Source organism: Microbacterium sp. YJN-G (genome assembly GCF_015040615.1).
In the GTDB taxonomy this organism is placed as follows: domain Bacteria; phylum Actinomycetota; class Actinomycetes; order Actinomycetales; family Microbacteriaceae; genus Microbacterium.
The window spans coordinates 2,278,548-2,298,792 of sequence record NZ_CP060402.1 but is presented as its reverse complement, the minus strand read 5'-3'; the positions used below and the strand labels follow the sequence as shown (position 1 = coordinate 2,298,792).

Below are 20,245 nucleotides of genomic sequence, written 5' to 3'. Positions count from 1 at the left end.
CCGGGGTGCGGGTCGACGGCGACAGTGTCGCCGGATGTCTTCAGGAACGGTCAGTCGGCAAGCGCCAGGGACCGCTGCTCCACCAGCGGGAACACCTGCTCGGCGATCCGGTCGAGCTCCTCGTCGAGCGGAGAGGCCTGGATCAGCAGCAGGCTGATGCCCGCATCCGCGTAGGCGTTGATGCGCTCGGCGACCTGCTCGGCCGTGCCGACCAGGTTGGGGCGCAGGCCGCGCGTGCCCACCGAGTACTCCCGCTTCGACAGCTCGAGCGAGAGGTTCGAGTTCTGCCGGAACTGCTCGAACGACGCGTAGCCGGGGGAGTCGGGGTCGACCGTGGTGATGCGCTCGAGCTCGCGCTGCGCCTCGGCCTCGGTGTCGCGGACGATGACGTACGCGGGCATGCCGAACTCCTCGATCGGCCGGCCGTGCAGCCGTTCGGAGCGGGCGTTCATGTCGGCCACGTTCGCACGAACCTCGTCGAGGGTGCCGCCGTGCATGACGTAGGCGTCGGCGAAGCCGGCGATCGCCTCACGACCGGCGTCGCTCTCGCCGCCGGCGAAGATCACCGGGTGCGACGACGGCTTGGGCTCGACGATCGTGCCGTCGAACGCGTAGTGGTCGCCGCTGAAGGTGAACGGCGTCTGCTCCCACAGGCCGTTCAGCACCGAGACGAACTCCGTCGCCTGCGCGTAGCGGGCGTCATGAGCGGGGAACACGCCGCCGAACTGCCGCGCCTCCTCGGCCCACCACGCGGCGACCACGTTCAGCGCGACGCGGCCTGGCGCGATGCTGTCGAGCGTCGACACCGTCTTCGCGAGCACCGCCGGCAGATGGAAACCGGGGCGCACGGCGGTCATCACCCGCAGATGCTCGGTCGCGGCGAGGATCGCCGCCGACAGCGACCAGGCCTCCAGGCTCGGAGCATCCGTGCCCTTGCGGTCGTTCAGGTACAGCTCGGGCACGAGCGTGGTGCGGAAGCCGAGCCGGTCGGCCTTCATCGACACCTCGCGGATGTACTCCCAGGTGGCGGCCATGCGGCCCTCATCGCGGACGTTGCGCAGGAAGCCGCCGTAGACGGGCGTCCAGTATCCGAGGTCGATGGCCATGATGCTCCTTCAGCAGGTGGTCGGCGGTGCGGTCGGTGCGGGGATCAGGCGCGGGCGAGCTGAGGCTCGGGTTCGGTGCGCGACGACTCGCCGATGATCGTGAGCGCCCGGTCGAGGTCGGCGATGAGGTCGGCCGGGTCCTCGATGCCGGTTGACAGCCGCACCGTGTTCAGCGAGATGCCCGCCGCCGCGCGCTGGGCGGGCGTGAGGTGGGAATGGGTCATGGATGCCGGGTGCGCGATCAGGCTGCGGGCGTCGCCGAGGTTCGCGACCAGGCGGAACACGCGCAGCTCATCGATCAGGCGGGCGATGCGATCCGTGGCCTCGGGCTCGGGGCCGGCGATGTCGAACGAGAACACCGAGGGGATGCCGTGGGGCAGGTAACGCGCGGCGAGATCGTGCCAGGGGTTGCCCGCGAGTCCGGGGTGGTGCACGCGGGCGACGGCCGGATGCTGCTCGAGATGCCGTGCGATCGCCAGTGCGCTGGATGACTGGCGGGCCACGCGCAGGTCGAGGGTCTCGATGCCCTGCAGGATCTGCCAGGCGTTGAACGGCGACAGCGAGGGGCCGAGGTCGTGCACGTACTTCGACTTCACGAGCGCCGCGAACGCGAAGCCCTGCCCGAAGCGCTCCCACAGCACGAGGTCGCCGAAGCGGGTGTACGGGGCGGTGAACTGCGGCCAGCGCTCGGGCTCGGCGCCGAAGTCGAAGGTGCCCTGGTCGACGACGACACCGCCCAGCGAGGTGCCGTGCCCGGCGAGGAACTTCGTCGCCGAGTGCACGACGAAGTCGGCGCCGTGCTCACCCGGGCGGATCAGCGCCGGGGTGCCGACCGTGCTGTCGATGACGAGCGGTACGCCCGCCTCGTGGGCGATGTCGGCCACGAGCCGCAGATCGAGCACCTGCGCGATCGGGTTGGCGACGACCTCGGCGAACACGGCCCGCGTCTGCGGCGTGATCGCCGCCCGCCACGCATCCGGGTCGTCCTGGTCGACGAAGGTGACCGGGATGCCGAAGTCGGCGAAGGTGTCCTGCAGCAGGTCGACGGTGCCGCCGTACAGCTGGTCGGCGGCGACGATGTGACCGCCGCGGCCGGCGAGGGCCAGCAGCGTGACGGCGACGGCGGCCTGACCGGACGCCACGGCCACGGCGCTCACGCCGCCCTCGAGGGAGGTGACCCGCTCCTCCAGCAACTGCTGGGTGGGGCTGGCGTTGCGGCTGTAGATGATGCCGGGGCGGCGCAGCGCGAACAGATCGGCCGCCTCCTGCAGGGACGAGAACTCGTAGGCCGCAGTCTGGTGCAACGGGGGGACGGCGCCGAACGCGGGGGTGCCGGCGCGGAAGCCCGCCTGCACCTGGCGCGTCGCGAACCCGCCGGTCATGCCGTCACTCCTTCGCGGGCACCGGACAGGCTCCGCACGATCGGGGCGTGCACGTCGCCGGAGCGCAGACGCTCGAGCCACAGCACGATGGTCGCGGCCACGCTGCGGTGGCTCTGGTCGTTCAGTGCGTCGTGCAGGCCGCCGACGGTCTCGACCAGTTCGGCATCCGGGATCGCCGACAGCACCTCGGCCGCCTGGCCGATCGGCGAGACGGAGTCGTCGCCGCCGTGCACGGCGAGCACGGGCACGGCGATCGCCGCGAGGTCGGCGACGGGCGGCAGCGCATCGGCCGGGTCGGTCGAGACGGCCGGCGCGGTCGATGAGGCCGGTGCGGTCGATGAGGCCAGGGCGGATGCCGTCTGCGCGCGCTGCTCCGCGAGCACGCCCAGGTGCACGGGGCAGGCGGTGCGCTCGGCATCCGTCGGGGTGTGCTCGGCGTCGAGGACGACACCCGCGACGATGGCGGCGTCGGCGACGTCGCCGCGGGTGAGCGCGGCGAGCACCGCAGCGGCGCCGGTGTCGGAGCCGGCCAGCACCCGCGGAGCATCCTCCTGCGCAGCGAGCCAGACCGTCGCGGCGTCGGTCTCCGTGAACACGCCGACCGTGTAGCCGTCGGCGCTGATGCGCGTGCCGAAGCGGTGATACACGGCGGCGTTCTCGGCACGCCCCGCGACCAGCGCGAGGGTGCCGCGGACGCGGGCGGCCGGCGTGAAGACGGCGTCGGGGGCGGAAGTCATGCGTCCCATCATCGGCATCCGGCCGCGATGATCCCCGGATGTGTCGAAGTGTTGCGCCCCGTGACCCTGCGCTTCGCATCGCTTGTCACACGGCCGGTGACGCTTCTAGCTTCACTGCCATGACCTCTCACCGACGACTCACCGCCCTTGCCCTGCTCTCCGCCGCCACCCTCGCGATGGCCGGCTGCAGCGGGTCGGCGGGCGCCGCGCCCGACGCCGGCGCCGCGTCGTTGACGTGGGGATGGAACCTGCCCACCAGCTGGGATCCGGTCACCTCGACCGCCGGCTGGGACACTCATGCGCTCGCCCTCGTCTACGACGGACTCACCCAGCTCGACACCGAGGGAGAGGTCGTTCCCGGCCTCGCCGAGACCTGGGAGTACAGCGCCGACGGCACCGCGATCACCTTCCATCTGCGCGAGGACGCCGAGTTCAACGACGGCACGCCCGTCGACGCCGAAGCGGTGAAGGCGAACCTCGAGCGCGGCCGCGACCAGGAGAACTCGACGCTGGCCGGGCAGCTGCGCATCATCACCGGCGTCGACGTCGACGACGAGCACACCGTGACCATCCACCTGGATCAGGCCGACTACCAGGTGCCGTACCTGTTCGCAGGCAAGACCGGCTTCATCGTCAACCCGATCGCCTTCGACGACGTCGCCGGCCTCGCCACGCAGCCCGAGGGCTCGGGTCCGTTCGAGCTCACCGAGTACGTCCCCAATGCGCGAGCCGACCTCGAGAAGAACGAGCACTATTGGAACGCCGACCGCATCCACCTCGACGAGTTCCACGTCGTGCCGGTGACCGACTCCGCCACGGTCGTCGCGGGTGTGGACACCGGGCAGTGGGACGTCGCGATCATCCCGCCGTCCCAGGCTCAGGCCGCCGAGACCGCCGGCCTCGAAGTCGAGGAGATCAAGGCGCTCACCGTGCGCGCCCTCGACGTCGACAGCACCGTCGCCCCGTTCGACGACCAGCGCGTGCTCCAGGCGATCAGCCACGCCACCGACCGTCAGGCGCTCATCGACGCGGCCTACTTCGGCCGCGGCATCCCGAACTGGCAGCCGTTCCCCGAGGGGTACGTCGCCCACAGCGCCGACCTCGACGACCTCTACACGCACGACGTCGACGCCGCCAAGGCTCTGCTCGCCGAAGCCGGTCACCCCGACGGGCTCGAGCTCACGCTGGCGCTCAACGAGGACGACATCGCGCTCGCCGAGGTGCTGCAGGCGCAGTGGGCGCAGGCGGGCATCGACGTGACGCTCAACGTGCTGCCCACCGCCGCGATCGCGCAGAACTACGTGCAGCGCACGCACCCCTTCGTGCTGGACAGCTACTCCGGCCGCCAGTCGCCGCTGCAGGGACTCGAGGTGCTCTACGGGCCCGAGGGCCTGATGAACCTCGGCCGTCAGACCCCGCAGGAGCTGACCGACGCGATCGACGTCGCACGGGCGACGCCCACCGACGCACCCGACTACGCCGAGAAGATCCAGCACGCCGTCGAGATCGGAGTGAAGCTGCAGCCGAACACGTTCCTGTTCAGCTGGCCGCGCATCCTCGCCCACCCGGCCGAGATCACCGGCATCCAGCACTGGCTCGACGTGCAGCGCTGGGAAGACGTGAAGGTCGAGCGCTGAGGATGACCGTCGTCGCCGCATCCGGCACCGAGCACGAGCCCGGCGTCCGCGAGACCGGAAGCGCCGTCCTGCGGCGCGCGCCGCTCGCCGTCGCAGGCTCCGTGCTCGCCACGCTGGGCACCGCGGCGACGGTCTTCGTGCTCGCCACGTTCGCGACCTTCGCCCTGGGCGCGGCATCCGGGTCGAACCCGGCGGCCGTCGCCCTGGGCGAGGTCGCCACCCAGGCCGACATCGACCGGCTGAACCACGTGTTCGGACTCGACCGGCCGTTCCTGGTGCGGTACTTCGACTGGCTGGGGTCTGCCCTGACCGGAGACCTCGGCACGAGCTGGTTCACGACGATCCCCGTCGCCGACAGCATCGCCCAGGCGTTCCCGGTCAGCCTGTCGATCGCCACCGGCGCGACGCTGTGCGCGCTGCTCGGCGGCTTCGGGCTCGGCATCCTCGCCGCCGTCACCCGCGGCGGGGTGATCGACCGCATCGTCACGGTGCTCAGCACGATCGCCACCACCGTGCCCGCCTTCGTCGTCGCCATCGCCCTGATCCTCGTGTTCGCGTACGCGATCCCGCTGTTCCCGGTGGCCGGCTACGTGCCGCCCGAGAAGGATGCCGGCGCGTGGCTGACCTGCCTGGTGCTGCCCTCGCTCGCGCTCAGCCTCGACGCCGGCGCCGACATCGCGCGGCAGCTGCGCACCTCACTGGTGGGCGCTCTCACGGAGAACTACATCGTCGGGGCGCGCGTGCACGGGCTGAGCCCCGCCCGCATCGTCTTCCGCCACGCGCTGCCCAACGCCACCGCACCCGCGCTCAGCGTGCTGGGCGTGCACGTGCCGCGGCTGGTCGGCGGCGCGGTCATCACCGAGGTGATCTTCGGGATGCCCGGTCTCGGCCGCCTCGCGAACACCTCAGCGCTGCAGGGCGACGTGCCGGTCGTGCAGGGCGTGCTGCTCGTGGCCATCGCGGTCGTCGTGATCTCGGGCATCGTGCTGAACCTCATCATCCGGCGCAGCACCGGAACAGGACGGAGCGCCGCATGAGCAGCATCCGCACTGGCCGAACGCACGTTGGCCGAACGCTCGCTGGCCGAACGCGCGCCGGCCGCCGCGGCGCCTGGACCGTGCGTCTCGCGCTCGGCGTGGTGGCCGTCGTGGCCGTGCTGGCCGTCGCCGGACCCGCACTGGCCCCCTACGACCCTCTCGCCCAGGACACCGCGCACGCCCTGATCGGCTCGTCGCCCGACCACCTGCTGGGCACCGACTACCTCGGTCGCGATGTGCTCGCGCGTCTGCTCGCCGGAGCGCCCGCCTCACTGCTGAGTGCCCTGGCCGCCACCCTGCTCGGCCTGCTGACCGGTGCGCTGCCAGGCGCCCTCAGCGCGTTCCTCCCGCGGGTCGGCGAGTGGCTGGCGCTGCGGATAGTCGACGCGCTGCTCGCGCTGCCGTTCATCCTGTTCGCCATCGTGTTCGCCGCGCTGCTGGGCAACGGACTCGTGCAGGCCACCACGGCGATCGGCCTGCTGCTGGCACCCGGATTCTTCCGCGTCTCGCGGGCCGCCACGCTGCGCGTGCGCGACGCCCAGTACGTCGAGGCGGCCACGCTGCTGGGGGCGTCGGCCTGGTGGATCCTCGGCAGGCACGTCTGGCGCCAGGTGGCACCGACCCTGGTGATCGCGGCGATCAGCAGCCTCGGAGCCGCGCTGCTGGCCGTCGCCTCACTGACCTTCCTCGGCATCGGCGTGCAGCCGCCCGCCCCGACCTGGGGAGGGATGCTCGCCAGCGACCTCGGCTATCTCGCGCAGCGTCCCGAAGGGCCGCTGGCGCCGGCGCTGGCCATCGTGATCACGGTCGGCGCGCTCAACCTGCTCGCCGACGCCGTGCGCGATCGTCTCGGCGACGCCGCACCGCGGCGTATCCGAACCCGATCGACGAGGAAGGAGACCGCGGATGCCTGAGCTCGACCTCGCCGCACCGTCCCCGGGAATTCGCACCGGCGCGCTCGCCGACGCCGATCTGCGGACTTCGCCCACCGGCATCCCTCTCACACCCTCCTTCGACGAGGGCAGCGTCGTGCGTCCCGCCCTCGCCGAGATCGAACGACTCGTGCTCTCGGCGACCGACGGCACCGAACTCGTGCACGGTGTCTCCCTGTCGGTGCGACCCGGCGAGGCGCTGGGCGTCGTGGGGGAGTCCGGCAGCGGCAAGACCCTCACGTGCCGTGCGCTGCTCGGCATCCTCCCCGCCGGCGTCGACGTCGCCGGCGGCAGCATCCGTCTCGACGGGCGTGACCTGACCGCCGCCTCCGAGCGGGAATGGCGCGCGGTGCGCGGCACCCGCGTCGGCGCCGTCTTCCAGGACCCCGCCTCCTACCTCAACCCCGCGATCCCCGTCGGCGCCCAGCTCGAAGAGGCCCTGCGCGTCACCGCCGGGGTGCCGCGCGCGCAGACGAAGGCGCGCGCCCGTGAACTGCTCGACGACCTCGGCATCCGCCGCGTCGATCTCGTGCTGCGACAGCGCGTGGTCGAACTCTCGGGCGGGATGCTGCAGCGCGTGCTCATCGCGATGGCGCTCGCCGCCGACCCCGCCCTGCTCATCGCCGACGAGGCCACCACCGCCCTCGACGTGACCGTCCAGGCCGAGCTGCTCGACCTGCTCGCACGCCTGCGGCGCGAGCGCGGACTCGCCCTCATCCTCGTCTCGCACGACCTCGCCGTCGTGGCGCAGGTCTGCGAGAGGGTGCTCGTGTTCCGCGACGGGAAGGTCGTCGAGGGCGGCTCCACGTCGCGCGTGCTGCGTGCCCCCGGGCATCCGTACACCCGCTCGCTGCTGACCGCGCACGCCGCATACGGTCTCGAGAGGTTCCTGCCATGACCACCCCGACGCTCGAACTGGCCGATCTCGCCGTCGACTACGGCCGGGTCCGCGTGCTCGACGGGCTGTCGCTGACCGTGCGGCCGGGGCAGGTCGTCGGCGTCGTCGGCGAATCCGGATCAGGGAAGACGACGCTTGCGAAGGCCGTGCTGCGCACTGTCGACGCGGCAGACGGGCGGATCCTCGTCGACGGCCAGGACATCACCCGGCTGCGCGGTGGGGCCCTGCGCCGCTGGCGGCGCTCGGGCGCCGTGCAGTACGTCTTCCAGGACCCGCTGCGCTCGCTCGATCCCGGCATCCGCATCGCCGACTCGATCGCCGAGGGTCTGCGCATCGCCCGCGTCCCCGCGGCCGAGGCGGCCGAGCGCATCGCGGAAGCCGTAGACGCCGTCGGCCTCACCGATGATCTGCTCGAGCGGCTGCCCTCAGGTCTCAGCGGTGGCCAGCGTCAGCGCGCGGCGATCGCCCGTGCCCTGCTCGTCGAGCCGCGTCTGCTGGTGCTCGACGAGCCGGTGAGCGCCCTTGACGCCGCCAGCCGCGACCGCGTGGTGCAGGCGCTCATCGCGCTGCGACGCCGGCGAGGAGACGAGCTGGCCATGCTCGTCATCTCGCACGACATCGGCTCGCTCGCGGCCATGAGCGACCGGCTGGTGGTGCTGCACCGCGGCCACATCGTCGAGGACGGCCTGACCCATCAGGTCGTGGCGAAGCCGCAGCATCCGTACACCCGGCTGCTGATCGATTCGGTCCCCGTGATCGACATCCCCCGTCCCAACCGTCCGGGCCCGCACCACCGCCCGGGCGCCGACCACCGCAACGTCACCGTCAGGAGCTGACATGCCCATCGAACTGCTCGGAATGATCGCCACGACCGCAGGGTCGGAGACGAAGACCGTGGACGGGCCGGTCGTCGACCCCGGCTACGTGAAGGAGTTCTCCCGCGCGCACGAGGAGGCCGGATTCGATCGTGTGCTGATCGGCTACAGCGCCAGCTCGCCCGACGGCTTCGCCGTGGCCGCCGCGGCCCTGCACGCCACGGAACGGCTCAAGGTGCTCATCGCCCACCGGCCGGGCTTCGTCGCCCCGACGATCGTCGCGCGCAAGCTCGCCACGCTCGACCACCTCACCGGCGGCGGCCGGGTCGCCATCCACCACATCTCCGGCGGAAGCGAAGCCGACCAGCGCCGCGACGGCGACTTCAGCGAGAAGGGCGACCGGTACCGCCGCACCGGCGAGTTCATCGACGTGCTGCGTCGCACGCTCACCGAGACCGACCCGTTCGACTACTCCGGTGACTTCTACCGCTTCGAGGGGGCCTTCTCGGCCGTGAAGCCCGCTACCGAGGCCGGCATCCCGATCTTCTTCGGCGGGCTCTCCGAGGGGGCCGTCGAGGTCGGTGCGAACGGCGCCGACGTCTACATGCTGTTCGGCGAGCCGCTGGCCGATGTCGCCGAGCACATCCGCACCATCCGTGCCGCCGCGGCCAGGGTCGGTCGTCACATCGACTTCAGCCTGTCGACCCGGCCCATCATCGCCGACACCGAGGAGGAGGCCTGGGCGCGGGCCGATCGGATCTACGCCGAGGCCGCCGAGCTCAAGGCGCGGTCGGCGACCGGTGACACGCTCGCCTTCAGCAAGCCGCTGCACCGCGAGCAGACCTCGCTGTCGGCCGATCTGCTGCAGCAGCACGCCCAGCGCGGGGATGTGCACGACGAGCGGCTGTGGCTCGGCATCACGCGGCTCATGGGCCCGGCCGGCAACTCCACCGCACCGGTGGGCACGCCGGAGCAGGTGGCCGAGGCGCTGCTGAAGTACTACGACCTGGGCGTCACGCGATTCCTCATCCGCGGCTTCGACCCGCTCGGCGACGTGCGCGACTGGGGGCGCGAGCTCATCCCGCTGCTGCGCGAGGGCGCCCGGTTGCGTGACGAGGCGCGCGCGGCGGCCTGAGCCGGCCTGAGCCGGTCTGAGCCCGGCCCCGCCGGCGTCGGCGGGGCCGGGTTGACCGGCGTCAGGGGATCAGGATGATCTTGCCCGAGGACGCGTGCTGCTCGATCAGCTCGTGTGCGCGCGCCGCCTCGGCCAGCGGAAGCTCCGTGCCCAGCTCGACCTGGAAGTCGCCCGCCTCGATGAGGTTGATCGCCAGCGACACCGCCTCGCGCCGCCACTCCAGCTCCTCATCGGTGAGCGGGATCGGGCTGCCGCCCGAGAACGCGCGGATGCCGAACTCGGCGGCATCCGGTCCGCGCACGATCGTGGCGATCCGGTTGCGGTCGGCGACCAGCTCGAGCGAGACCTGGATGGCCTCGTCGGTGCCCGCGCAGTCCAGGGCGACGTCGACGCCCTGCGGTGCGGCCTCGCGCACCCGGTCGGCGAGCCCCTCGCCGTAGGCGACGGGGATCGCGCCGAGCGAGCGGAGCTGATCGTGCCGCTCCGGGCTGCCCGTGGCGATCACGGTCGCGCCCCATAGAACCGCGAACTGCACCGCGGCCTGACCGACCGCGCCGGAGCCGGCGTGCACGAGCAGGGTCTCGCCCTTGCGGACGGCGAGCGAGCGCAGCGACTGGTAGGCAGTGCCCACCGGGATGCCGAGGGCGGCGCCCTCGGCCGAGGTGACACCGTCGAGCAGCCGGGCGAGGTTGCCGACGGGCACCCGCAGCGCTGAGGCATAGGTGCCGCGGGTGTCATGAATCGCCACGCGGTCGCCGACCGCGTAGCCGGTGACGCCGTCGCCGAGGGAGGTGATCACGCCCGCGCCGTCGAAGCCGACGTGCCGCGGTTCGACGATCGGGGGCAGCGGCCGGATCCCGGCGCGCTGCTTGATGTCGATGGGATTCACTCCGGCGGCCTCGATCCGCACGACCACTTCGCCGGGGGCGGCGACAGGATCGGGGATCTCGACGAGCCGGAGGACGTCAGGGGAGCCGAGTTCGGTGTGGACGATCGCGCGAGCCATGCAGCCAGGCTAGCCCGAGATCCCGCTCAGTGCGCCGCTCAGCGCGCTGCGAGGGCCTTCATGATCCGCTGCGGCGACACGGGCTGCGCGGTGCCCAGGCGCTGGGCGAACACGCTCACCCGGTACTCCTCGAGCAGCCAGCGCACCTCGGCGAGCGCGGCGGGTGCGTCTGCGGGGAGCGGAATGGCGCCACCGGCATCCTCGAACGCCTTCGCCACGCGCTCGTACTCCGTCATCCGGGTGCGGTCCTTGCCGGGGTCGTTCTCGAGCGTCTTCAGGCGATCGAGCATCCCGTCCAGGTACCGCGGCAGGTGCGCGAGGCGCTCGATGCCGGTGGCCGAGATGAAACCGGGGCGGATGAGGCCGGCCAGCTGGGAGCGGATGTCGTTCAGCGGGCCGAGCAGCGCGAGCGAGTTCTGCGACTTGATCCCGCGCTCCACGTCGCGGACCTTCGTGAGGATGCGGGCGACCAGCGACACGCACGCGAACAGCTGATCCACGAGCGCGGCGTTCACGGCATCCCGCACCCGGCGGAACTCCTCCTCGGTGCGGATCCGGGCCGCGGAGCCTGTCACCTCGGCCTCGATCAGGTGGCGCACCACGGCCGTGCGGGCATCCTCGATCAGCGCCGCGACGTTCTGATACGGTGAGGCGGCCAGCGCCAGCTTCTCGGGAGCGGTGAGGTGGTTCTGCACGTACGAGGCGGGGGAGGGGACGTTCAGCAGCACCAGGCGCAGCACCCCGTCACGGGTCGCGAATGCCGCGGCATCCGCGGTCGCCTCCAGCCGCACCGACACCGAGGTGCCGCGGTCGACGATCGCGGGGTACCCGCGCACGACGCCGCCGGCGACCTTGGTGTCGAGCACCTCGGGCAGCTCGCCGAACGTCCAGTCCGTCAGGTTGTCGCGTTCGATGGCGGTCGGGCCCTTCGACGGGCTCAGGGACCCGCGAAGCGCAGCCGGTATGGATTGGGTCGCTGAGCCGGTCGAAGCGTCGCTGCTGTTCTTCGCGATCGAGCGGGCGACGCTCTGCCGCGACCGATCCGACAGCCGCTGCTGCAGGGTGGCGAGGTCCCGATCGGAGCCGGCGACGCGGCCGCGCTCGTCCACGGCCCGGAAGTTCATCCGCAGGTGCCCCGGCACCCGCTCGTCGTCGAAGTCGGATGCCGATACCGGCTGGTTCGCGAGCGGCTGGATCAGCCGCGCCAGCGCCTCCTTGAGCGAGCGCTCCGGCACACCGCCGTGCTTCTCGGGGCCGTCGTCTGCGAGCTGCTCGCCGAACTTTTCCGCCCAGTCGGCGGCGGGAATGACGTGGCGGCGGATGGCCTTGGGCAGCGCCCGCAGCAGCCCGGTGATGAGCTCGGCGCGAAGCCCCGGCACCTGCCAGTCGAAGCCGGTGTCGCGGATCTGCTGCAGCAGGGCGAGCGGGAGCACGACGCTCACGCCGTCGTCCTCGGTGCCGGGTTCGAAGCGGTAGGCGAGGCCGAGTACCTGATCGCCCTGCGTCCACCGCGTCGGGAACTCCGACTGATCCGCGCGGTCATCGTCCTCGAGCAGATCGCTCTCGCGCATCACCAGCAGCTTGGGCGTCTGCGCCAGCGCGTCGCGCCACCACTTCTCGAAGGATCGCACGTCGAACACGTCGTGCGGGATGCGCTCGTCGTAGAACGCGAAGACCGCCTCGTCGCCGGCGAGGATGTCGCGGCGCCGCTCGCGCTCCTCGAGCTTTTCCAGCCGGCGGCGCAGCTCGGCGTTCGACCGCCAGAAGGCGCTGACCCGCTTGTCGATGCGCGACGGATCCCACTCGCCCTCGACCAGTGCGTGCCGCAGGAACAGCTCGCGGGCCCCGGCACGGTCGATGCGCGCGAACTGCACGCGACGACGCGGGATGATCTCCACTCCGAACAGCGTCACCTTCTCGTACGCGACGGCCGCCCCGGCGTCCTTCGACCAGTGCGGCTCGCTGATCTGCCGCTTCGCGAGGTCGCCGGCCAGGGCCTCCGCCCAGGCCGGATCGATCGCGGCGACGGTGCGGGCGAAGGTGCGGGAGGTCTCGACGATCTCGGCGGCCATGACCGCCTGCGGCGACTTCTTGCGGAGTCCCGAACCGGGGAAGATCGAGAACCGGATGCCGCGGGCGCCGCGGTACTCCGCGATGCGGCGCTTCGGCTTGTCCTTGCTGCCCTTCGACAGGCTCAGGGACCCATTCGCCGAAGTACGTTCGTCGAGGATGCCGATCTGGGAGAGCAGGCCCGACAGGATCGCCCGGTGGACGGCATCCGCGTCGGCGGAGGGCGCACTGTGATCCGTTTCGACGCGCTGCGCTCGCTCAACGCGTTTCGTCTCGCTCCGCTCGCTCAACGACCGGGCAGGGGTCTTCACGAGGGTGCGCAACTGACGGTGCACGTCGAACCACTCGCGCACCCGCACGTAGTTCAGGTGCTCGCTGCGACACATCCGACGGAACGCGCTGGAGCCGAGCTCCTTCTGCTGCTCGCGCAGGTGGTTCCACAGGTTCAGCAGGGTGAGGAAGTCGCTGGTCGGGTCGATGAACCGGGCGTGCATCCGGTCGGCCTCATCGCGCACCGACTGCGGCGCGTCCGCCGAGGGGCGCTCGCGGACGTCCTGGATGGACAGGCCCGCGACGATCGGCATGACGCTCGCGAGGGTCTGCGAACCGGCACGGGACGCCTCCACCAGCATCCGGGCGAACCGCGGATCCATCGGCATCCGGGAGATGTCGCGGCCGATCTTCGTGAGGCGGGGTGCCTTCGAACCCTGGGTCCCTGAGCCTGTCGAAGGGTCGACCGCGCCGATCTCGGTGAGCAGGTCGAGGGCGGCCTTGACGCCGCGGGAGTCGGGCGGAGTGAGGAACGGGAACTCGGCGATGTCGCCGAACCCGAGCGAGAGCATCTGCAGCACGACAGAGGCCAGCGAGGTGCGCAGGATCTCGGGCTCGGTGAACTCGGGGCGCCTGTCGAAATCGTCCTCGGAGTACAGCCGGATCGCGATGCCGTCGCTCGTGCGGCCCGCGCGTCCCGACCGCTGGTTGGCGGAGGCTTGCGAGACCGCCTCGATCGGCAGGCGCTGCACCTTCGAGCGGGCGCTGTACCGCGAGATGCGCGCGGTGCCGGTGTCGATCACGTACTTGATGCCGGGCACGGTGAGGCTGGTCTCGGCGACGTTCGTGGCGAGCACGACGCGCCGGCGCACACCGGCCACCTTCGAGGGCTCGAACACGCGGTGCTGCTCGGCCGCCGACAGCCGCCCATAGAGCGGCAGCACCTCGACAGGCGCCGTCGACGACCGGTACGCGCCGCGCACGGCGTCGGCGGCATCACGGATCTCGGCTTCGCCGGGCAGGAACGCCAGCACGTCGCCGGGCGCCTCACGGTCGAGCTCGCGCAGCGCCGCGACGATCGCGGACACCTCGTCCTCGGGGTCCTTGCCCGTGGCATCCGACTCTTCTTCGTTCTCGTCGACGAGCGGCCGGTAGCGGATCTCGACGGGGTAGGTGCGGCCGGAGACCTCGATGATCGGGGCGGGCTCGCCGGCAGCATCCGCGAAATGGGCCGCGAAGCTCTCGGGATCGATGGTCGCCGAGGTGATGATCACCTTCAGATCGGGCCGCTCGGGCAGGATCCGGCGCAGGTAGCCGAGCAGGAAGTCGACGTTCAGCGAGCGCTCGTGGGCCTCGTCGATGATGATCGTGTCGTAGCGGCGCAGCAGGCGGTCGCGGTGGATCTCGTTGAGCAGGATGCCGTCGGTCATCAGTGCGATGCGCGTGGCATCCGACACCTGGTCGGTGAAGCGCACCTTGTAGCCGACGATGCCGCCGAGCTCGACGTGCAACTCCTCGGCGACGCGCTCGGCGATCGTGCGGGCCGCCAGCCGCCGCGGCTGGGTGTGCGCGATGCGCTCGCGGCCGAGCTCGAGGCAGATCTTCGGCAGCTGGGTGGTCTTTCCCGATCCGGTCGCACCGGCCACGATCACGACCTGGTGGTCGCGGATGGCGGCCGCGATCTCGTCGCGCGCGGCGCTGACGGGCAGCTCGGGCGGGTAGAGGATCACGGGCGAGGAATCAGCCCCCTGGGAAGACATAGCCCTCCATCGTATTGCGATCTGCTGGTCGGCCGGTTCGCGGTTCTGGCAGGATCGCCTCATGACGAACGCGACGCCTGTCGACTGGCTGCGCGATTTCGGTCGCCCGCCGCGGATCATGGGACTGGACGTCGCCAGGGCGCTGGCGATCCTCGGCATGATCGGCGCTCACCTGGGTGAGACGGCCGAGAGCTTCGACATCGCCGACCCGGGCAGCTGGAGCAGTGTGGTGCACGGTCACCCGTCGGTGCTCTTCGCCGTGCTCGCCGGCGTCTCGGTCGCGCTGATGACCGGCAGGGCCGCGGGCCCCGACCCGCAGCAGCTGCCTGCGCTGCGCCTGAGCCTGGTGGGCCGCGGGGCGACGATCTTCATGATCGGACTGCTGCTCGAGGTGCTGAACACCCCGATCGCCGTGATCCTCACCCTGTACGGCGTGCTCTACATCGCGCTGATCCCCGTGCTGCGGCTGCGCGCCTGGCAGCTGCTCACGATCGCCGGTGGGCTCGCACTGGTGGGTCCTGCACTCGTCGCGGTGCTGTCGATCCTGACGCTCGGCCCGTCCGGGCAGGGGATCGGCTTCGCACTGCACGGCGCCTACCCGATCACCGTGTGGCTCGCGTATGCGCTGGCGGGAATGGCGCTCGGGCGGATCGGCATCGGCAAGGCCGGCGCGGCGTGGCGGATGCTCGCGGCCGGTGCCGTCGTCGCTGTGGCCGGCCACCTGCTGGGGGCGCTCGGCCGCGCCCTCGGCATCCCGCGGGCCGATGGGGCGTGGACGATCTACGGCCCGCCGTCACCCGACGGCTTCGCCGGCGGCGGCTGGGACGGCTACTTCGATCAGGTCGCGGCGCTCGATCCGGGAGGCGCGATCGTCCGCGCCCTGCTGTCGGTCGCCCCGCACTCCGGCGGCACCGCCGACATCCTCGCCGCCGGTGGCATCGCCGTCGCCGTCACCGCGGCGTGCGTGCTGCTGGCGCAACCGCTGCGACCGGTGCTGCTGCCGTTCGCGGCGCTCGGGTCCATGCCGTTGAGCGCATACACCGCGCACGTCATCTCCTATGCGGTGATGGCGGGGCCCGCCGGGTTCATCAGCAGCAACGGCGTCTGGCTCGCCAGCGCCGTGATGCTGCTGGCCGTGACGACGCTGTGGTCTGCGGCCTACGGGCGCGGCCCGCTGGAGCGCCTGACGGCCTGGGTCGCGCGCATCGCAGCATCCGTTCCCGCGCCGCGGCCGACGCTTCCGGCACGCTGAATCCGGCCTGTCATCACAACTTCTCATCCCACCCCTTAAGCTGGCGGGATGACGATCCCCACTCTCGAACTCAACGATGGAAAAACGATTCCCCAGCTCGGCTTCGGCGTCTTCCTCGTGCCCGCCGACGAGGCCGAGCGCGCAGTGAGCGAGGCCCTCGAGGCCGGCTACCGCCACATCGACACCGCAGCCGTCTACGGCAACGAAGAGGGCGTGGGCGCGGCCATCGCCAAGAGCGGCATCGCGCGCGACGAGCTCTACGTCACCACCAAGCTGTGGAACGACCGCCACGACGGCGACGAGCCCGACCGGGCGATCGACGAGAGCCTGCAGAAGCTGGGCCTCGACGCCGTCGACCTGTACCTGGTGCACTGGCCGACCCCGAAGAACGACAATTACGTGCACGCCTGGGAGAAGATGATCGGCATCCGCGAGCGGGGTCTCACCCGCTCGATCGGCGTCTCCAACCACCTCGTGCCGCACCTGGAGCGCATCGTCGAGGCGACCGGCGTCACCCCGGCCGTGAACCAGATCGAGCTGCACCCCGCCTACCAGCAGCGCGAGATCACCGAGTGGGCCGCCGCGCACGGCGTGCGCATCGAGTCGTGGGGTCCGCTCGGCCAGGGCAAGTACGACCTGTTCGGCACTGAGGCGGTCGCGTCCGCCGCGGCGGCGACCGGCCGCACGCCCGCGCAGGTCGTACTGCGCTGGCACCTGCAGAAGGGCTTCATCGTCTTCCCGAAGTCGGTGCGCCCCGAGCGCATGCGCGAGAACATCGACGTGTTCGGCTTCGAGCTCGACGACGCCCAGATCGCCGCGATCGACGCCCTCGACCCGCTCGACCGCTCGGGCCGCGTCGGCTCGCACCCGAACGACCTGAACTGACCGCGCGCCGGGCGCGCATCCGTGTCGCCCGGTTCCGCCGCATGACGCCCCGTTTCACGATCCGTGACGCGGGGCGTCGTGCTCAGTACCGTCGGATGCATGACCTCCCCGTACCGTGTCGTCGCCGTCTCCGGATCTCTGCATGAGCCCAGCAAGACGACGGCACTGCTGCGCGCCATCGCCGCGGCGATTGCCCACCGCGTGGATGTCGACGTCCAGGTCATCGAGCTGACCCGGATCGGGCCGGGGCTGGCCGGGGCGCTGCGCCGCGACGACCTGCCGCCGACGGTCGAGGATCAGCTGCGGGCGATCGAGGAGGCCGACCTGCTCATCGTCGGCAGCCCCGTGTACCGCGCCTCGTTCACCGGCCTGTTCAAGCACCTCTTCGACTTCATCGGCCAGTACGCGCTGGTCGGCAAGCCCGTGCTGCTGGCCGCCACCGGGGGAGGGGAGCGGCACGCGCTGATCATCGAGCACCAGCTGCGTCCGCTGTTCGCGTTCTTCCAGGCGCTGACGCTGCCCATCGGCGTGTACGCCAGCAACACCGACTTCGACGGCTACGAGGTCGCCGCCGAGCCGCTGCGCTCGCGGATCGCGCTCGCCGCCGAGCGCGCACTTCCGCTGCTCGGCTACGCGCCGGTCGCCGACCCGCGGGCGCTCGCCGCCTTCTGACGGCGGCTGCCGACGAGCTGCGGCGCCTGCCGACGGTTCCGCGGCTGCCTGTTCGCATGTCGGTCTCGCGGCGTAGCGTGGGGTCATGACCAACCGGCTGGCTGACACGCTCAGCCCGTATCTGCGCGCGCACGCCGACAATCCCGTGGACTGGCGTCCCTGGGGCGCGGAGGCGTTCGACGAGGCGCGGCGGCGCGACGTGCCGCTGCTGATCTCGATCGGATACTCCACCTGCCACTGGTGCCACGTGATGGCGCGCGAATCGTTCTCCGACACCGCGACGGCCGCGCAGATGGATGCGGGGTTCGTCGCGGTCAAGATCGACCGCGAGGAGCATCCCGAGGTCGACGCGGCGTTCATGGCCGCGGCATCCGCCTTCACGCAGAACCTCGGCTGGCCGCTGACCGTGTTCACCACCCCCGAGGGGCGCGCGTTCTACGCCGGCACGTACTGGCCGCCGCAGGCCCGCGGCGGGATGCCGGCGTTCCGCGACGTGCTCACCGCGGTGCGGGAGGCGTGGACCGATCGGCGTGCCGAGGTGCTCGAATCGGCGGATGCCGTCGCCGACGCGCTGCGCGCCGCGGCGAGCAGCGAGAGCTCGGAACTGCCGGATGCCGAGGCGCTGCGCGCCGCGGCGACCACGATCATCGAACGCGAGGACCGGCTGTTCGGCGGCTTCGGCGGTGCGCCGAAGTTCCCGATGGCCACCGTGCTGCGGCTCCTGCAGCATCCGCTCGCCGGCGGCGCCGCAGCGGTCGAGCGCGCGCTCGACGCCATGGCCGCCTCCCAGCTGCGCGACGACGTCGACGGCGGGTTCTTCCGCTACGCCACCCAGCGCGACTGGACCGTGCCGCACTACGAGCGGATGCTGACCGACAACGCGCAGCTGCTCGAGGTCGCGCTCGACGCCGGGCGCGAGCAGGTCGTCCGCGGGGTCGCGGGGTTCCTGCTGGGAGTGCTGCGCCTGCGCGGCGGCGGTTTCGCCGCCGCGCAGGATTCGGAGTCGTGGATCGACGGTGAGCGCAGCGAGGGCGGGTACTACCGGCGGGATGCCGAGGGCCGGGAGGGGCTCGAGCCGCCTGCCGTCGACGGGAAGGTGCTCACGGGCTGGAACGGACTGGCCATCGCCGCGCTCGCGCGGGCAGGATCCGTGCTCGGCGAACCGGCGTGGGTGCAGGCGGCCGCGGACGCCGCGGAGCATGTGCTGCGCACCAATCGCGGCGGTGACGGTGAGGGGGATGGTGCAGTGGTGCGCTCGTCGCTCGACGGCGTGGCCGCCGCTGCGGTCGCGACGGCGGCGGACCTGGGCCTGCTGGCGGAGGGGCTGTTCGCCCTGGCCGAGGCGACCGGAGAGGCCGACTGGGCCGTTCGTGGCCTCGAGGTGCTCACGGCACCCGTGCTCGACGATCCGGTGCTCGCCGCTCACGGCATCGCCGCCGCCGGAGACGAGAGTGACGGCGATCTGCCGTCCGGCACGGCCGCGCTGGCCGCAGCGCACCTCACCGCCTGGCGGCTGGGCGCCGGGGACGAGCATCGTGAGCTGGCGGAACAGCTGATCTCGAGCGTCGCCGGCCGCGCGCAGCAGCATCCGCTCGCGCATGCCGCCGCGCTGCGGGTTGCCGCCGGGCTCGTGCAGCCGCCGCGGCAGGTCGTGGCCGTCGTCCCGCGCCGCGAGGGCGCCCTTGCGGATGCTGCGCGGCAGACCAGTGCTGACGTGGCGGTCGTGGTGACGCCGGAGCAGTGCCGCCGGTTCGCCGCCGCGGGCTTCACCCTCTTCGAGGGCAAGGACGGCGCGGCGGACGTCGCCTACGACTGCCGTGACTTCGTCTGCCGCCTGCCCACCGCCGACCCGGCAGCGCTGCTCGCGCTGGGTGACGCGCTGTGAGCGAGCAGGCGCCGGCGGGCAAGGTCGACTTCAAGCGCACACTGGACGGCTACCGGGCTCGTGCCGGCGAGTTCCGGGTGATCGACGTGCCCGAGCACCGCTACCTGATGATCGACGGGCACGGCGACCCGAACACCTCACCGGACTACGCGCGGGCGCTCGAGGCGCTGTACCCGGTGGCGTACAAGCTGAAGTTCGCCAGCGCGCGTCAGCTGGGGCGCGACTACGTCGTCCCGCCGCTGGAGGGGCTGTGGTGGGCCGACGACATGCGCGCGTTCACCTCCCGCCGCGACAAGTCGCGTTGGCACTGGACGACGATGGTGCTCGCACCCGACTGGATCGAGCGCGACCTGTTCGACCTCGCGGTCGCGCAGGCCGGCGCGGGTGCGCCGCTCGATGGCCTGGATGATGTGCGGTTCGAGACGCTCGCCGAGGGCACCTGCGTGCAGACCCTGCACCTGGGGTCGTACGACGACGAGGCCGAGGTGCTGCGGCGCCTGCACGAGCAGGTCATCCCGGATGCCGGGCTGCGGCTGAGCGGCCGGCATCACGAGATCTACCTCAGCGACCCGCGCCGGGTGGCGCCGGAGAGGCTGCGGACGATCCTGCGCCAGCCGGTCGTCCCGCTCGCCGGCTGAATCGAGGACGGCTGAGCTCCCAGGCGGTGACCTGCGCATTCTGCGCACTCCCTGTGGGTCGAGCGTGTCGAGGGTGCGCAGGATGCGCCCTCCGCGCGGAACAGATTGCACCTCGCCCCCGCGCGACC

Annotated in this window: 16 protein-coding genes; 11 read left to right on the top strand and 5 right to left on the bottom strand. The window is 71.8% G+C overall.

Annotated elements, in window-relative coordinates:
* Positions 1–50: 50 nt before the first annotated feature.
* Genes H7694_RS11060 through H7694_RS11050 form a run of 3 tightly spaced genes read right to left on the bottom strand, consistent with a single transcriptional unit; the run spans position 51 to position 3,225 of the window.
* On the bottom strand, positions 51–1,106 hold the full coding sequence (locus H7694_RS11060; protein WP_227468073.1) for an LLM class flavin-dependent oxidoreductase: 1,056 nt from the start codon (positions 1,104–1,106) through the stop codon (positions 51–53).
* Positions 1,107–1,150: 44 nt separating this feature from the next.
* Positions 1,151–2,488: an O-acetylhomoserine aminocarboxypropyltransferase/cysteine synthase family protein gene (locus H7694_RS11055; protein ID WP_193596562.1), complete on the bottom strand. Its 1,338-nt coding sequence runs from the start codon at positions 2,486–2,488 to the stop codon at positions 1,151–1,153.
* The gene (locus H7694_RS11050; RefSeq protein ID WP_193596561.1) at positions 2,485–3,225 is read right to left on the bottom strand and encodes an alpha/beta hydrolase; all 741 of its coding nucleotides are present in this window, start codon (positions 3,223–3,225) and stop codon (positions 2,485–2,487) included. The genes H7694_RS11055 and H7694_RS11050 overlap by 4 nt, the downstream gene beginning before the upstream one ends.
* 119 nt (positions 3,226–3,344) lie before the next feature.
* On the opposite strand from H7694_RS11050, the gene H7694_RS11045 reads away from it, so the two are divergent.
* The 6 genes from H7694_RS11045 to H7694_RS11020 are packed head-to-tail and all read left to right on the top strand — an operon-like array spanning position 3,345 to position 9,679.
* Complete coding sequence (locus H7694_RS11045; RefSeq protein ID WP_193596560.1) at positions 3,345–4,862, top strand: ABC transporter substrate-binding protein; 1,518 nt, start codon at positions 3,345–3,347, stop codon at positions 4,860–4,862.
* A 2-nt stretch (positions 4,863–4,864) separates the two neighbouring features.
* A complete protein-coding gene (locus H7694_RS11040) occupies positions 4,865–5,899 on the top strand; it encodes an ABC transporter permease (RefSeq protein ID WP_193596559.1) in 1,035 nt (344 codons plus the stop codon).
* Entirely contained in the window at positions 5,896–6,813 is a 918-nt protein-coding gene (locus tag H7694_RS11035; protein ID WP_193596558.1) for an ABC transporter permease, read from the top strand. The genes H7694_RS11040 and H7694_RS11035 overlap by 4 nt, the downstream gene beginning before the upstream one ends.
* Positions 6,806–7,729, top strand: coding sequence for an ABC transporter ATP-binding protein (locus tag H7694_RS11030; protein ID WP_193596557.1), 924 nt, complete (start codon positions 6,806–6,808; stop codon positions 7,727–7,729). The genes H7694_RS11035 and H7694_RS11030 overlap by 8 nt, the downstream gene beginning before the upstream one ends.
* Positions 7,726–8,565, top strand: coding sequence for an ABC transporter ATP-binding protein (locus H7694_RS11025; protein ID WP_193596556.1), 840 nt, complete (start codon positions 7,726–7,728; stop codon positions 8,563–8,565). Before H7694_RS11030 ends, H7694_RS11025 begins: the two co-directional genes overlap by 4 nt.
* Position 8,566: 1 nt before the next feature.
* On the top strand, positions 8,567–9,679 hold the full coding sequence (locus H7694_RS11020) for an LLM class flavin-dependent oxidoreductase (protein WP_193596555.1): 1,113 nt from the start codon (positions 8,567–8,569) through the stop codon (positions 9,677–9,679).
* Between the two features lie 61 nt (positions 9,680–9,740).
* Here H7694_RS11020 and H7694_RS11015 read toward each other — a convergent pair whose 3' ends face one another.
* Together H7694_RS11015 and hrpA are read right to left on the bottom strand one after the other, a co-directional pair.
* Positions 9,741–10,685: a quinone oxidoreductase family protein gene (locus H7694_RS11015; protein ID WP_193596554.1), complete on the bottom strand. Its 945-nt coding sequence runs from the start codon at positions 10,683–10,685 to the stop codon at positions 9,741–9,743.
* Between the two features lie 38 nt (positions 10,686–10,723).
* Positions 10,724–14,785 carry an ATP-dependent RNA helicase HrpA gene (gene hrpA / locus H7694_RS11010; protein WP_193596553.1) on the bottom strand — a complete coding sequence of 1,354 codons (4,062 nt, stop codon included), beginning with the start codon at positions 14,783–14,785 and terminating at the stop codon, positions 10,724–10,726.
* 61 nt (positions 14,786–14,846) lie between these two features.
* Between hrpA and H7694_RS11005 the strand changes: the two genes are divergently transcribed.
* The 5 genes from H7694_RS11005 to H7694_RS10985 all read left to right on the top strand — a co-directional run bounded on the left by H7694_RS11005 (position 14,847) and on the right by H7694_RS10985 (position 20,117).
* Positions 14,847–16,037: a heparan-alpha-glucosaminide N-acetyltransferase domain-containing protein gene (locus tag H7694_RS11005; RefSeq protein ID WP_193596552.1), complete on the top strand. Its 1,191-nt coding sequence runs from the start codon at positions 14,847–14,849 to the stop codon at positions 16,035–16,037.
* A gap of 48 nt (positions 16,038–16,085) precedes the next feature.
* Complete coding sequence (locus tag H7694_RS11000; protein WP_193596551.1) at positions 16,086–16,922, top strand: aldo/keto reductase; 837 nt, start codon at positions 16,086–16,088, stop codon at positions 16,920–16,922.
* A 99-nt stretch (positions 16,923–17,021) separates the two neighbouring features.
* A complete protein-coding gene (msuE, locus tag H7694_RS10995; RefSeq protein ID WP_193596550.1) occupies positions 17,022–17,594 on the top strand; it encodes an FMN reductase in 573 nt (190 codons plus the stop codon).
* A gap of 85 nt (positions 17,595–17,679) precedes the next feature.
* A complete protein-coding gene (locus H7694_RS10990; RefSeq protein ID WP_193596549.1) occupies positions 17,680–19,479 on the top strand; it encodes a thioredoxin domain-containing protein in 1,800 nt (599 codons plus the stop codon).
* Positions 19,476–20,117, top strand: a complete 642-nt coding sequence (locus H7694_RS10985; RefSeq protein ID WP_193596548.1) for a GyrI-like domain-containing protein — start codon at positions 19,476–19,478, stop codon at positions 20,115–20,117. Before H7694_RS10990 ends, H7694_RS10985 begins: the two co-directional genes overlap by 4 nt.
* The last annotated feature ends 128 nt before the right edge of the window (positions 20,118–20,245 follow it).

Bases quoted from the DNA above. Each gene is read 5' to 3' on its own strand.
- H7694_RS11005 (WP_193596552.1), top strand. From the start codon at position 14,847: ATGACGAACGCGACGCCTGTCGACTGGCTGCGCGATTTCGGTCGCCCG.
- H7694_RS11055 (WP_193596562.1), bottom strand. From the start codon at position 2,488: ATGACCGGCGGGTTCGCGACGCGCCAGGTGCAGGCGGGCTTCCGCGCC.
- H7694_RS11020 (WP_193596555.1), top strand. From the start codon at position 8,567: ATGCCCATCGAACTGCTCGGAATGATCGCCACGACCGCAGGGTCGGAG.
- H7694_RS11000 (WP_193596551.1), top strand. From the start codon at position 16,086: ATGACGATCCCCACTCTCGAACTCAACGATGGAAAAACGATTCCCCAG.
- H7694_RS10990 (WP_193596549.1), top strand. From the start codon at position 17,680: ATGACCAACCGGCTGGCTGACACGCTCAGCCCGTATCTGCGCGCGCAC.
- hrpA (WP_193596553.1), bottom strand. From the start codon at position 14,785: ATGTCTTCCCAGGGGGCTGATTCCTCGCCCGTGATCCTCTACCCGCCC.
- H7694_RS11015 (WP_193596554.1), bottom strand. From the start codon at position 10,685: ATGGCTCGCGCGATCGTCCACACCGAACTCGGCTCCCCTGACGTCCTC.
- H7694_RS11060 (WP_227468073.1), bottom strand. From the start codon at position 1,106: ATGGCCATCGACCTCGGATACTGGACGCCCGTCTACGGCGGCTTCCTG.
- H7694_RS11030 (WP_193596557.1), top strand. From the start codon at position 6,806: ATGCCTGAGCTCGACCTCGCCGCACCGTCCCCGGGAATTCGCACCGGC.
- H7694_RS11040 (WP_193596559.1), top strand. From the start codon at position 4,865: ATGACCGTCGTCGCCGCATCCGGCACCGAGCACGAGCCCGGCGTCCGC.
- msuE (WP_193596550.1), top strand. From the start codon at position 17,022: ATGACCTCCCCGTACCGTGTCGTCGCCGTCTCCGGATCTCTGCATGAG.
- H7694_RS11025 (WP_193596556.1), top strand. From the start codon at position 7,726: ATGACCACCCCGACGCTCGAACTGGCCGATCTCGCCGTCGACTACGGC.
- H7694_RS11050 (WP_193596561.1), bottom strand. From the start codon at position 3,225: ATGACTTCCGCCCCCGACGCCGTCTTCACGCCGGCCGCCCGCGTCCGC.
- H7694_RS11045 (WP_193596560.1), top strand. From the start codon at position 3,345: ATGACCTCTCACCGACGACTCACCGCCCTTGCCCTGCTCTCCGCCGCC.
- H7694_RS11035 (WP_193596558.1), top strand. From the start codon at position 5,896: ATGAGCAGCATCCGCACTGGCCGAACGCACGTTGGCCGAACGCTCGCT.